Annotated in this window: 9 protein-coding genes; all 9 read left to right on the top strand. The window is 63.3% G+C overall.

The window, feature by feature from the left end; genetic code table 11:
• The first annotated feature begins 119 nt into the window (after positions 1-119).
• The 9 genes from VFO93_RS03800 to VFO93_RS03840 all read left to right on the top strand — a co-directional run bounded on the left by VFO93_RS03800 (position 120) and on the right by VFO93_RS03840 (position 12,666).
• The gene (locus VFO93_RS03800) at positions 120-1,769 is read left to right on the top strand and encodes an altronate dehydratase family protein (RefSeq protein ID WP_325132988.1); all 1,650 of its coding nucleotides are present in this window, start codon (positions 120-122) and stop codon (positions 1,767-1,769) included.
• A gap of 165 nt (positions 1,770-1,934) precedes the next feature.
• The gene (gene uxaC, locus VFO93_RS03805; RefSeq protein ID WP_325132989.1) at positions 1,935-3,380 is read left to right on the top strand and encodes a glucuronate isomerase; all 1,446 of its coding nucleotides are present in this window, start codon (positions 1,935-1,937) and stop codon (positions 3,378-3,380) included.
• A gap of 217 nt (positions 3,381-3,597) precedes the next feature.
• Positions 3,598-4,611 carry a sugar kinase gene (locus VFO93_RS03810; RefSeq protein ID WP_325132990.1) on the top strand — a complete coding sequence of 338 codons (1,014 nt, stop codon included), beginning with the start codon at positions 3,598-3,600 and terminating at the stop codon, positions 4,609-4,611.
• A 124-nt stretch (positions 4,612-4,735) separates the two neighbouring features.
• Positions 4,736-5,383, top strand: a complete 648-nt coding sequence (locus VFO93_RS03815) for a bifunctional 4-hydroxy-2-oxoglutarate aldolase/2-dehydro-3-deoxy-phosphogluconate aldolase (RefSeq protein ID WP_325132991.1) — start codon at positions 4,736-4,738, stop codon at positions 5,381-5,383.
• A 121-nt stretch (positions 5,384-5,504) separates the two neighbouring features.
• The gene (locus VFO93_RS03820) at positions 5,505-6,884 is read left to right on the top strand and encodes an MFS transporter (RefSeq protein ID WP_325132992.1); all 1,380 of its coding nucleotides are present in this window, start codon (positions 5,505-5,507) and stop codon (positions 6,882-6,884) included.
• Positions 6,885-6,903: 19 nt separating this feature from the next.
• Positions 6,904-7,443: a nuclear transport factor 2 family protein gene (locus VFO93_RS03825; RefSeq protein WP_325132993.1), complete on the top strand. Its 540-nt coding sequence runs from the start codon at positions 6,904-6,906 to the stop codon at positions 7,441-7,443.
• Between the two features lie 105 nt (positions 7,444-7,548).
• The gene (fbp, locus tag VFO93_RS03830) at positions 7,549-8,544 is read left to right on the top strand and encodes a class 1 fructose-bisphosphatase (RefSeq protein WP_325132994.1); all 996 of its coding nucleotides are present in this window, start codon (positions 7,549-7,551) and stop codon (positions 8,542-8,544) included.
• A 153-nt stretch (positions 8,545-8,697) separates the two neighbouring features.
• Positions 8,698-10,242 (top strand): aldehyde dehydrogenase family protein, encoded by a 1,545-nt coding sequence (locus tag VFO93_RS03835; RefSeq protein ID WP_325132995.1) that lies wholly within the window; start codon positions 8,698-8,700, stop codon positions 10,240-10,242.
• 333 nt (positions 10,243-10,575) lie between these two features.
• Positions 10,576-12,666, top strand: a complete 2,091-nt coding sequence (locus tag VFO93_RS03840) for a hypothetical protein (protein WP_325132996.1) — start codon at positions 10,576-10,578, stop codon at positions 12,664-12,666.
• The last annotated feature ends 225 nt before the right edge of the window (positions 12,667-12,891 follow it).

The raw sequence follows: 12,891 nt of genomic DNA on the forward strand, positions 1-12,891 counted from the left end.
ACTCCGCTGCGTCTCTGCTTGATGCGCAGAATGCTCAGCATGACAAACGGAACGCTACTTTTACTCTGCTCTATCAACACGGCACTTGCTAATTGATAACTGTTAAGTGATAATTGACAATGAAACACCTGGTTGCTAAAATCCACCCCGCCGACAACGTGCTCGTTGCCCTCACCGACCTGCCCATCGGCACGCCCGTGACCTGGGACGGGGAAACCGTGACGACGACCGAGAAAATCCCCGCCAAGCATAAGCTGGCGTTGCACGATTTTGCCATCGGCGACGAGATATCGATGTACGGCGTGCTGGTGGGCAAAATGTCGGCCCCCGTGGCCAAAGGCGGCCTGCTCACCACCGGCAACCTCAAGCACGCTACCAATTCGTACCAGGAAGGTCAGCACCCGCACAGCTGGGCGCAGCCCGATGTGGCCAAGTACGAGGGCCGCACCTTTATGGGCTACCACCGCCCCGACGGCCGCGTGGGCACGGCCAACTACTGGCTGGTTATCCCGCTGGTATTCTGCGAAAACCGCAACATCCAGGTGCTCGAAGAAGCCTTGGTGAACGACCTCGGCTACGCCCGCCGCAAAAGCTACCAGCCCCAGACCCAGGCGCTGATTGAGCTGATGCAGGCCGGCAAATCGGTAGAGGAGATTCTGGCCACCGACCTGCACTCGGCCGAAACCGACTACCAGAAGCCCAAGCTGTTCCCGAACGTGGACGGCATCCGCTTCCTCAACCACGAGGGCGGCTGCGGCGGCACCCGGCAAGATGCCCAAAGCCTGTGCGGCCTGCTCGCCGGCTACATCACGCACCCCAACGTGGCCGGGGCCACGGTGCTCAGTCTGGGCTGCCAGAACGCGCAGGCCACGATGCTGCAAGATGAAATCGCCAAGCGCGACCCCAATTTCAGCAAGCCGCTGTTCATCCTCGACCAGCAGACGATGGGCACCGAGGAAACCCTCGTGAGCACGGCTTTGCGCCAAACCTTCGCCGGCCTCATGCAGGCCAACCAGCAGCAGCGGCAGCCCGCGCCCCTCAGCAAGCTCTGCCTCGGGCTGGAGTGCGGCGGCTCGGACGGCTTTTCGGGCATCTCGGCCAACCCGGCGGTGGGCCATACTTCCGACCTATTGGTAACGCTCGGCGGCTCGGTTATCCTGGCCGAATTTCCGGAGCTGTGCGGCGTGGAGCAGGAAATCGTGAACCGCTCGGTGGACCACGAAACGGCCCAGCGCTTTACCTCGCTCATGAAGGCGTATGGCGACAGCGCCATCGCCGTGGGCTCGGGCTTCGACATGAACCCCTCGCCCGGCAACATCCGCGACGGGCTGATTACGGACGCGATTAAGTCGGCCGGCGCGGCCCGCAAGGGCGGCTCGTCGCCGGTGGTGGCCGTGCTCGACTACCCCGAACTCGTGACCAAGCCCGGCCTGAACCTACTCTGCACGCCCGGCAACGACGTGGAAAGCACGACCGCCGAAGTCGGCTCGGGGGCCAACGTGGTGCTCTTCACCACCGGCCTCGGCACGCCCACCGGCAACCCCATCGCGCCGGTCATCAAAATCAGCACCAACACCAAGCTGGCCCAGCGCATGCCCGACATCATCGACCTGAACACCGGCACCATCATCGATGGCGAAGAAACCATCGAGCAGGCCGGCGAGCGAATACTGGACTACGTGATTCAGGTGGCCAGCGGGCTGGAAGTGCACGCCGTGCGGCATGGCCAGACGGACTTTATTCCGTGGAAGCGCGGGGTTTCGTTGTAGTCACGTAGCGCCTCACCCCCCAGCCCCCTCTCCGAAAAGGAGAGGGGGAGCCTGACGACATTTCATAGTAGGTTTCTTAAGTAATACACCACATAACGTCTGAGCCGTCTCGGCTCCCCCTCTCCTTTTCGGAGAGGGGGCCGGGGGGTGAGGCGCCCCGTTGTTATGACTCCCTTTCTCTCCGACGACTTCCTTCTCCAGTCGTCCACCGCGCGCACGCTCTACCACGCGCACGCCGCGCCGCAGCCCATCATCGACTACCACTGCCACCTGCCGCCCGACCAGATTGCCCAGAACCGGCAGTTTGAGAACATCACGCAGATTTGGCTCTACGGCGATCACTACAAGTGGCGGGCCATGCGGGCCAACGGCGTGAATGAGCACTTCATCACGGGCGATGCCTCGGACTGGGAGAAGTTTGAGAAGTGGGCCGAAACGGTGCCTTACACCGTGCGCAACCCCTTGTACCACTGGACGCACCTGGAGCTGCGCCGCTACTTCGGCATCACCGAATTGCTGAACAAGGACAGCGCCCGCCGCATCTACGAGCAGTGCAACGCCCTGTTGCAAACGCCCGAGTACTCGGTGCAGGGCCTGCTGACCAAGATGAACGTGAAGGTGGTTTGCACCACCGACGACCCGGCCGACGCGCTCAATTTTCACCAGGATATTGCCGGCCAGGGCTTTGCTACGCAAATCCTGCCCACCTTCCGCCCCGACAAAGCCATGACGCCCGAGGCGGCCGACTATCCCGCCTACTTACAGAAGCTAGGCCAGGCGGCGGGCGTGGAAATCCGCTCCTACGCCGACCTGCTGACGGCCCTGCGCCAGCGCCACGACTTCTTTGCCTCGCTCGGCGGGCGCTTGTCGGACCACGGCTTGGAGCAGATTTACGCTGCCGACTACACCGAAACTGAGGTAGCGGCCATCTTCGACAAGGCACAGGCCGACCAGGAATTGAGCCCGGCCGAGATTGAGAAATTCAAGTCGGCTATGCTGGTTGAATTGGCCATCATGGACTGGGAAAAGGGCTGGACGCAGCAGTTTCACTTGGGCGCGCTCCGCAACAACAACGCCCGCGCCCTGCGCCAGCTCGGTCCCGACACGGGCTGGGATTCCATTGGCGACTTCTCGCAGGCGCAGGCGCTTTCGCGCTTTCTCGACCGGCTCGATAACCAGGACAAGCTGGCCAAAACCATTCTCTACAATCTGAACCCGGCCGACAACGACGTGTTCGCCACCATGATTGGCGACTTCCAGGATGGCTCGGTGGCCGGCAAGATGCAATTTGGCTCGGGCTGGTGGTTTCTGGACCAGAAAGACGGCATGGAAAAGCAGCTCAACGCGCTCTCCAACATGGGTTTGTTGAGCCGCTTCGTGGGCATGCTCACCGATTCGCGCAGCTTCCTGTCGTTTCCGCGCCACGAGTATTTCCGCCGCATCTTGTGCAACCTGCTGGGCCGCGATGTGGAAAACGGCGAGCTGCCCGCCGAGGAGCTGCCCTGGCTGGGTGAGCTGGTCGAGCGCATCTGCTACGGCAATGCCAGCGAGTACTTTGGCTTCGAGCCAGCCGCCGTGCCGGTAAGCACGGGTGAGTTGGTCGGCAGCTAGGCCCGAAGTTGCGCGGACTTTGTAGTCCGCGTGCGTCTGGCTGCCCGCTGACGCAGGCGGACTACAAAGTCCGCGCAACATGTGCTATCGAAATCGTTTACGTGAATAAAAGCGCCTCTATCGGCCCCGCAGCCCGATTTGAAGGCTTACCTTTCCGGCTCCAATCGCGCTTGCGCACATTTGCCTAAAGCAAAAGCAAGCCCTACTACCTCTCTCCATGAAGCAAGTCGTAACCTTCGGCGAAGTGATGATGCGGCTCTCGCCGCCGCTGAATTACCGGCTGCCACAGACGGACACCCTCGAAGTAACCTACGGCGGCGGCGACGCCAACGTAGCCGCCGCCCTGGCTCAAATGGGCGTGCCCGCCGCCCACGTCTCGGCCTTCCCGGCCAATGAGCTGGGCTACGCCGCCGCCAACCACCTGCGCCGCTACGGCGTCGATACCACGCATTGTCTCTTCACCGAGGGCCACCGCCTGGGGCTGTATTTCCTCGAAGTGGGAGCCTCGCTGCGGCCCAGCCGCATCGTGTACGACCGCGCCGAATCGGCTTTTGCCCACCTCGACCCGGCCGCTTTTAACTGGGATGAAATCCTGAAAGATGCCGGCGGGCTGCACTGGACGGGCATTACGCCCGCTATTTCGGCCGCCGCCGCCCAGGCTACGGCCGAGGCCATCGCCGCCGCGCGGCGGCTGGGCGTCACGGTTTCGGCCGACGTCAACTACCGCCGCAACCTGTGGCAGTACGGCCGGAAGGCGCAGGACGTAATGCCGGGCTTGGTCGAAGGCTGCGACATCGTCGTGTGCACCGAGGGCGACGCCGACGACCTTTTTGGCATCAAGGCCGACGCGGGCTCCGACAACGGCTTTATCTCGATGAGTGAGCAGCTGACCCAGCGCTTCCCCAACATAAAGCGCGTCATTGCTACCCGCCGCCAGACCCAGAGCGCCTCGCACGAGCGCATCTGCGGCCTGCTCTGGGACCAGGGCGATTTTTTTGAAACGCCCTTCTACGACATCGCGCCCGTGGTAGACCGCATCGGCGGTGGCGACTCGTTTATCTCGGGTTTCATCTACGGCTCAAACACTTACGAAGACCGGGCGCAGGCGCTTTCCTTCGCTACCATCGCCTCGGCGCTGAAACACACCATCCACGGCGACATCAATCTGGTGACGCCCGCCGAAGTCGAGCACCTCATGCAGGGCAACCTGACGGGGCGCTTGCTGCGGTAGCTTGTGTAAGCTGTTAGCTATCAGCTGCTAGCTGATAGCTCTCGCCTAGCGAGTTACGACAGCTTCCTTTCCACTTTGAACAGGTAGCTAACAGCTAGCAGCTCATAGCTAACAGCTTATCAAAATGTCTTCTTCCGACGTTCTCTCCCGCGTACTCGCCGCGCCGCTGGTGCCGGTTTTTTTCCACGCCGACGCGGCCTACGCGCAGGACATCGTGCGGGCCTGCTACGCGGGCGGCATCCGCGTGTTTGAGTTTACCAACCGCGGGGCCAACGCTTTCGAGGTATTCCAGGAGCTCGGCAAGCTGACCGCCAGCGACTGCCCCGACCTGGTGCTGGGCATCGGCACTATATACAACGCGGCCGATGCCGAGCGCTTCATCGCAGCAGGCGCAACTTTCGTGGTGCAGCCCGTAACGACTGCCGACGTGGCTGAAGCCTGCCAGCGCCACGACGTGGCCTGGGTGCCCGGTGCCATGACCCTCAACGAGATATATAACGCCACGCAGCTGGGCGCGCAGCTCGTGAAAGTATTCCCCGGCAACGCCGTGGGCCCCGACTACATTAAGGCCCTGCGCGGCCCCATGCCCGGCGTGAAGCTGATGGTGACGGGTGGCGTCGAAGCCACTACCGAAAGCCTCGGCGAGTGGTTTGGCGCGGGTATCAACGCAGTGGGCATCGGCTCGCAGCTCTTCAAAGGGGCCAGCGACCCGGCCGCCATCACGGCCCGCGTGGTGCCGCTGATGCAGTTTATTTCTTCATTTAACAAGTAGATAACGAGTGTCATGCTGAACGCAGTGAAGCATCTCTACCGCTTCATTCAAACCGTTCAACGAAGCGGTAGAGATGCTTCACTGCGTTCAGCATGACAATCCTATCTAACGAACTCGCTCTATGAATCCCACCCTCCGCCCTGCTACTGCTTCGCCGCCTGTTTCCGAAGTCGTCGGCAAGTACCGCTGGACCATCTGCTCGCTGGTGTTTTTTGCCACGACCATCAACTACCTCGACCGGGCAGTTATATCCTACCTCAAACCCGACCTGGAGAAGGCATTTGGCTGGGGCGTGGCTGACTACGCTAACATTGAGCTAGTATTTAAAATCTCCTACGCCGTGGGTATGGCCGGCGTGGGGCGCGTTATTGACAAGCTGGGTACCAAAATAGGCTACGCGCTGGCTACTACCCTGTGGAGTATCGCTGCGATGGCCCACGCGCTGACAACGGGCACCTTTAGCTTTAGCGTGGCCCGTGGGGCGCTGGGCGTGATGGAAGCGGGCAATTTTCCCTCGGCTATCAAGACGGTAGCCGAGTGGTTTCCGCAGCGCGAGCGGGCTTTGGCGACGGGTATCTTTAACTCGGGGGCCAACGTGGGGGCCATCGTAGCCCCACTTACCGTGCCTTTCATTGCTGAGCAATACGGCTGGCAGTGGGCTTTTGTGATTACGGGTGCACTGGGGTTTGTATGGCTGGTGCTGTGGATGCTGGTGTATGACACGCCGGCCAACAGCAAGCGCTTGAGCAGAGCCGAGTTCGAGTATATCAACGCTGATACTCCGGCCGGTCTGCCAGTAGAAAGCGCGGTAGTAGAAGAAAAGCCGAAAGCTTCGTGGTCTACCCTGTTGGGCTTTCGCCAGACATGGGCTTTCGTGATTGGCAAGTTCTTGACCGACCCTGTTTGGTGGTTTTACCTGTTCTGGCTGCCTGACTTCTTGAGCAAGCAATACGGCTTGACCAAGACGCAACTAGCCTTGCCGACGGCCACGGTATATATTCTTTCGAGCGTGGGCAGCGTCGGGGGTGGCTACCTGCCGCTGGGCTTTATCAAACGCGGCATGGCGGCCTTCCAGGCCCGCAAGATGGCCATGTTGGTTATCGCGTTTTGCGTGTTCCCAATAGTGTTTGCCCAGTATTTGGGGCAGCTGAATATGTGGCTGGCGGTGCTGGTAATCGGTATTGCGGCGGCAGCGCACCAAGCCTGGAGCGCCAACATTTTCACTACCGTGTCAGACATGTTCCCCAAGCGAGCCGTGGCTTCGGTCACGGGCATCGGCGGCATGGCCGGCGGCCTGGGCGGCATTGCCCTCACGGCGCTGGTGCAGAAGCGCATGTTCGTGTACTACGAGGCGCTCGGGCAGCTCAATAAGGGCTACTTCATTATGTTCCTGATTTGCGGCGGAATGTACCTGCTGGCCTGGGTTATCATGTTTACGCTGGTGCCGCGCATGGAGCCCATCAAGCTCGATGACGACGACACGCTTCCCACCGCTGCCTAAGTTGCTTTTTGCTTTTCCTATGAAACGTTCCTTCGCGCTACTCGCCCTGCTGGGCTTACCGCTGCTCGCTTCCGCGCAGGCTACCCAGCCGAAACCCAACCCGATGGGCCGGGCGCTCATCACCACCGCGCCCGCCCCCACCGGCGGCCCGATGAGCAAGAAAAACGCCGCCGCCGTGCAGGAGGTCGAGAAGCTGGAGCGCCAGCGCTTCGAGGCGCAGGTGAGCAAGGACTACGCTTTCCTGGAACGCGTTTTTGCCGACGACCTCGTTTACACCCACGCCAACGGCAAGCAGAACGGCAAAACCGATTACCTGCAAAGCATCCGCGATGGCAAGAGCGTGTATGACAAGATTGACGTGGAAAATCTGAACGTGCGCGCTTACAACGACGGCCAGACGGCAGTAGTAAACGGCCAAATCGTCATCTACCAGCCCAATAAGCCCGACGGCACGCCCAACGTGGCCCACATCAAGTACGTGACCGTGCAGGTGAAAGACCCTAAGAAGGGCTGGCAGGTAGTGCTGTGGCAGTCGCAGAAACAAGCAGAAGTGAAGTAACATTTAACAATTAACATTTATCATTTAACAGCTGGTAGCTGCACCTGACGGCACTAGCCAAATGATGAATGCGGAAGCTGTTAAATGATAAATGTTAATTGTTAAATGAATCACGACGAACTAGCTACCCCCGTCGGCACTACGCTCGAGCGCTACATCATGCGCAAGCAGGCCGAATTTCCCTTCGCCACCGGCGAGCTTTCGCAGCTCCTGCGCGATATCGCACTAGCCAGCAAGATTATGGTGCGCGAAGTAGGCCGCACTGGCCTCAGCAGCATCGCCGAGGCCACCGGCCCTGAAGGCGAGCAGGGGCCGCCGCGCCACCGCCTGGGCGAAGAGGCGCACATCCGCTTCGTGCGGGCGCTCACCAACGGGCGCGAGTGCTGCGCGGTGCTCAGCGAGGCGCGGCCCGACATCATCGACACCGGCAACCCCGATGGCAAGTACGTGGTGGCGCTAAACCCCTTGAATGGCTCGGTGAGTCTGGATTTCAACGTGAGCACGGGCACCATTTTCAGCATCTACCGGCGCGTGAGCCGCTACGGCGGGCCGGCGCGGGCCGAGGATTTTATGCAGGGCGGCCGGGCGCAGGTGGCGGCGGGCTACATCCTCTACGGCTCCAGCGTGATGCTGGTGTACACCACCGGCCACGGCGTGGCGGGCTTCACGTATGAGCCTAGCTTGGGCGAGTTTTTCCTCTCGCACCCCAAGCTCACCATTCCGCCCAGCGGCAAGGTGTTTTCGTGCAATGAAGGCAACTGGTTTGACTTTCCAGAGTTTGCGCGCACCTTCCTCACTACCTGCAAGGAGCGCCGCTACACGGCCCGCTACGTGGGCTCGCTGGCGGCCGATTATCACCGCAATCTTTTCACGGGCGGCATCTACCTCTACCCGCCCACCGGCGAGTGGCCCAGCGGCAAGCTGCGCCTGCTCTACGAGTGCTACCCCATCGCCATGATAACCGAGCAGGCCGGCGGCCGGGCCGTGACCGGGGCCGAGGACGTGCTCGACGTGGCCCCCACCGCCGACCTGCACCAGCGCATGCCGCTCTTCGTGGGCTCGGCCGAGCTCGTGCGCGAGCTGCAAGCCGTGGCGGCGTAACACCAAGCTCCAGCTTGGTGAACCGTTCGCCTCATCATTCGGCGCGCTCCAGGCACCAGCCGCACGAACCGTTTGCGCAGCAAGCCGGTAAAAGGGGCCGTACTTACTCAACGAACCAACGATTCACCAGGCAGGAGCTTGGTGCTACTTCCCATGCCCAAAATCATCGCGCCCGAAGTTGAGTTCAGCAAGCTGCTGAACGACGTGAAGCAGGCCACGCCCGAAATCTTCGCCCCCAACGGCGGCTACCTCAACCTGCTCGAAGGCCGCTGGCAGGAGCCCGGCACGCCCAAGCCGTTCGTCTCGCCCATCGACGGGTCGGAAATCGGCGCGCTGCCCATGCTCAAGCACGACGAGGCCCTGCGCGCCGTGCATTTTGCCAAAGGCGAAAGCACCGCCTGGGGCGCTACCGACCTCGACGAGCGCCGCCGCCGCGTGCAGGACTGCCTAAACCAGCTGCGCCCGCACATCGACCTCATCAGCAAGCTGCTGATGTGGGAAATCGGCAAAACCTACAAGCTGGGCTTCAACGACATCGACCGCTGCATCGAGGGCGTGCAGTGGTACGTGGACAACATCGAGAGCCTGCTCGGCGACCGCCGCCCGCTGGGCCTGGTGAGCAACATCGCCAGCTGGAACTACCCCATGTCGGTGCTGATGCACGCGGTGCTGGTGCAGGCGCTGGCCGGCAACGCCGTGATTGCCAAGACGCCCACCGACGGCGGCTTTATCTCGCTGAGCGTCACCTTCGCCATCGCTCGCCGTTGCGGCCTGCCCGTGACGCTGGTGAGCGGCCCAGGGGGTGAGCTTAGCGACGTGCTGGTGAAAGACCCAGCCGTGGACTGCCTTTCCTTCGTGGGCGGGCGCTACAACGGCCGCAACATCGCCGACGCCCTGAGCCAAGAGCACAAGCGCTACATGCTGGAGATGGAGGGCGTGAACACCTACGGCATCTGGGACTACTCGCAGTGGGACGCGCTGGCCGACCAGCTCAAAAAAGGCTACGACTACGGCAAGCAGCGCTGCACGGCCTACGTGCGCTGGGTGGTGCAGCGCGACTTGTTTCCGCAGTTTCTCGAAACCTACACCCAGGCCATCGGCAGCCTCAAAGTGGGCAACCCCACGCTGGTCGATAACCCCGGCGACAAACTGCCCGACCTGGCTTTCGGGCCGGTTATCAACGCCGCGCAGGCCCAGAGCCTCGATGAGCTGTTTGCTAATGCCGGCAAGCACGGGGCCATTCCGTTTTACCAGGGCAAGCTCGACGACAGCCTCTTTTTGCCCGGTCAGGACCGCTCGGCCTACCGCGCCCCGCGCGCGCTGGTGGGTTTGCCCCGCCAGGCCGAGCTGTACTTCAAGGAGCCTTTCGGCCCCATTGACTCGGTGGTGCTGGTAGACCGCGTGGAGGAGCTGGTAGGCGAGATGAACATCTCGAACGGCGCGCTCGTGAGCGCCCTCGGCTCGGACGACGAAAAATGGGCCACCCGCACCGCCAAAGAGCTGCGCGCCTTCAAAGTAGGCATAAACAAGCTGCGTAGCCGCGGCGACCGCGAAGAGGTATTCGGTGGCCTGGGCGAAAGCTGGAAAGGGGCCTTCGTGGGCGGCAAGCTGCTGGTAGAAGCCGTGACGCAGGGCGCGCCCTCGCAGCCCGTGCTCGGCAACTACCCCGATGCGGTGCTGCTGCCCGAGAAGGTATAGCTACCGCTTACCAACGCTAGCCAAAAAGCCTGGGCCGTTTCCCTCTGGAAGACGGCCCAGGCTTTTTAGTTGGTTTCATTACCGCGACGGGTAATGTGCAGCCAGCCTAAAAGTCATTCTTGCCTTAAAGGTGGTTTTTTTCACACCTGGGGCCTATCCACAAGGCCGCTGCCCTGGCCGGCGCTTACACTACCTTAGCCGCGCTACCGTTATCGTGGCCCGGAGCCAGTCGGCCGGGTGGCTGGCTCCCAGGTACGTCACATGCGCTCATTTTTTCTACCAGGCGTCACCGCCTGGGCAATTAGCTTTAGCATACTTCTCTCTGGGTTGGCGATGGCGCAGCCCGCGCCGGGCTGGCAGCCGGGCTATAATACGCCGGGCCTCAATGGCCCTGTCCGGGTGGTGCTAGAGCAGCGCGATGGCGACCTGCTGGTGGGCGGCAGCTTCACCGACGCGGGCGGCAACCCAGCGGCCGACTACGTAGCTCGCTGGCACCAAGGCACCTGGCAGGCGCTGGGTACCGGCCCCGCCGCCGAGAGCCCGCTCGTTGGAGCAGGCTACCTCACTGGCCTGGTGCAGCTGCCTACTGGCGACCTGGTAGCCAGCCTGACCACCAGCTACTTGGGCGGCGAGCCCCCGCGCAGCGTGGTGCGGCGCTGGCACGCGGGCAGTTGGCAGCCCTTAGGTAATCCCTCCGAGGCTGGGCAAATAGCGGCGTTGGCCCTGACGCCGACCGGTGAGCTGCTGGCCGCTTTCTCCGAGTATGCTGAGGCAAAGCTACCCGGCCGGCAAAGCAGCGTGCGGCGTTGGGATGGCCACCGCTGGCAGGCGCTGGGCGCACCCGCCGCCGGCAGCCCGCACTCCGGCCAGCTCACGGCTATCACCGGCTTGGCAGTAGCGGCTACCGGCCAGGTAGTAGCCTGCGGCGAGCGGCCCGGCGCGGCCCGCCACACCCCGCCCGCCGTCAGCTGCTGGAATGGGCGCGCCTGGCGCTACCTGGGCCGCCTGCCCGAGCGGGTCGAGTACATCCGGCAGTTGGCCGCCGGGGCCGACGGGCAGGCGCTGGTGGAATGCGAGCTGGGCATGCACCTGCGCGGCGGGGGCCACCGGCAAGGCCCGCTGTTCGAGCTCTTGCGGTGGGACGGCACCCGCTGGCAGTCGCTGACCGCCGGCCAGCCATTTACCTCCGCTACGCTGATGCCCGGCGGCGTGGCCTTGGCCGAGCACACCCGCCCGCTACCCACCGGGGGCCGGGTAGTGCGCTGGCAAAGCGGGCGCTGGCAGCCCCTGCCGGCCGCCTCTCCCAGGCTGGGTAGCAATCGCCGGCCCCTGGCGCTGGCCACCAACGGCGACCTGCTGGCTAACCACCCCACGGGCCTGGCTCGCTACCACGCCGGCCGCTGGCAGGTGCTGAGCACCCCTACTCAACTAGGCATCGCGGGCACTTTGGGCACCGAAGTAAAGGCCCTGGTGAAAGCCTCTGGGGGCGGTGTTTTGCTGCTAACCCAGGAAGACAGTAGTGACTGGCCAAGCCAACTGCGCGTGTATCACCTCCACGACGGACGGCGGGAGCCCGTGGGCTACTCGCTCACGGGCTCGGGGTCGGCGCTGGTGGTGCGGCCAGGCGGTGAAGTGGTGCTGAGTGGCTTTTTGGAGCCACCCGGTGCCGCTGGCTCGTGGGCAACGGTGGAGTGGGCCGGCGGGCGCTGGCAGCCGCCGAGCAGCCGGCCACCAGCAGAGGCCGAGCTGCTGGCGGCTGGGCCGGCCGGCGAGTTGGCGGCCGCCCGCTGGGAGAAGGTTTGGCGCCACGATGGCCACCGCTGGCAGTCGTGGCCCCTGCCGCCGCCCGATGGCACGAAGCTCACCGCCCGCACGGCACACGTGCTCACCTTCGCCCCCGACGGCAGCTTGCTGGCGGGTGGGGCCAACCTGAGCCACGAGATACGAAGCAAGGGCTTCGTGGCCCGCCACGACGGCCAGCGCTGGCAGGTGGTGGGCGAGGAATTGCCATTTGAGGTAGACTGCCTGCTAACGGCAGCCGATGGCAGCCTGGTGGCCGGCGGCCACCACAGCTCTTTTCACCCCGACAGCCTGAGCCACATCGGCTACCTGGCCCGCTGGAATGGTAGCACCTGGCAGCAGCTCGGGCCCCGCCTGCTCGGCGCGGTGGAGGCGCTGGCACAAGCCCCCGATGGTGACCTGCTGGCTGGTGGCAGCTTCCTTGACGCAGGCGGCGACCCGCACGCCGACTACATAGCCCGCTGGCACGCTGGCCACTGGCAGCCCCTGGGGCCCGGGCTCAATGGTAGGGTGAATACCTTGCTATTTGCCTCGCCCAACGAACTGGTAGTGGGTGGCGAGTTCACGGCGCTGGGAGACGAGTCGCTGGCTACCTCTCGCCTGGCCGTGTACCGGGAGCCGTAGCGGCGGGTGGAGCCACTAGCCGCGCCCCCTGGCTGGCGGCGCTGCCTTACAACCAGTCTGCATTGTGCAACATCGGCTGCGGCCGGTGCAGCTCTTAGCGGGAACTGCTTTTGCAATGCACAGGCTCAGTGGGCCGATACCAGTAGCAGCACCCTCAGCATGACGGCCGTGGTAGCGCCCGGTCATAATCAACTGCTTTACGCAGCCCTTCCGCAAGCCAGCTTC

The organism is Hymenobacter sp., from assembly GCF_035709525.1.
GTDB lineage: Bacteria > Bacteroidota > Bacteroidia > Cytophagales > Hymenobacteraceae > Hymenobacter.

What these genes read in the sequence shown, in the direction of transcription:
- VFO93_RS03800 (WP_325132988.1), top strand. Translation starts at nt 120, where the DNA reads ATGAAACACCTGGTTGCTAAAATCCACCCCGCCGACAACGTGCTCGTT.
- uxaC (WP_325132989.1), top strand. Translation starts at nt 1,935, where the DNA reads ATGACTCCCTTTCTCTCCGACGACTTCCTTCTCCAGTCGTCCACCGCG.
- VFO93_RS03810 (WP_325132990.1), top strand. Translation starts at nt 3,598, where the DNA reads ATGAAGCAAGTCGTAACCTTCGGCGAAGTGATGATGCGGCTCTCGCCG.
- VFO93_RS03815 (WP_325132991.1), top strand. Translation starts at nt 4,736, where the DNA reads ATGTCTTCTTCCGACGTTCTCTCCCGCGTACTCGCCGCGCCGCTGGTG.
- VFO93_RS03820 (WP_325132992.1), top strand. Translation starts at nt 5,505, where the DNA reads ATGAATCCCACCCTCCGCCCTGCTACTGCTTCGCCGCCTGTTTCCGAA.
- VFO93_RS03825 (WP_325132993.1), top strand. Translation starts at nt 6,904, where the DNA reads ATGAAACGTTCCTTCGCGCTACTCGCCCTGCTGGGCTTACCGCTGCTC.
- fbp (WP_325132994.1), top strand. Translation starts at nt 7,549, where the DNA reads ATGAATCACGACGAACTAGCTACCCCCGTCGGCACTACGCTCGAGCGC.
- VFO93_RS03835 (WP_325132995.1), top strand. Translation starts at nt 8,698, where the DNA reads ATGCCCAAAATCATCGCGCCCGAAGTTGAGTTCAGCAAGCTGCTGAAC.
- VFO93_RS03840 (WP_325132996.1), top strand. Translation starts at nt 10,576, where the DNA reads ATGGCGCAGCCCGCGCCGGGCTGGCAGCCGGGCTATAATACGCCGGGC.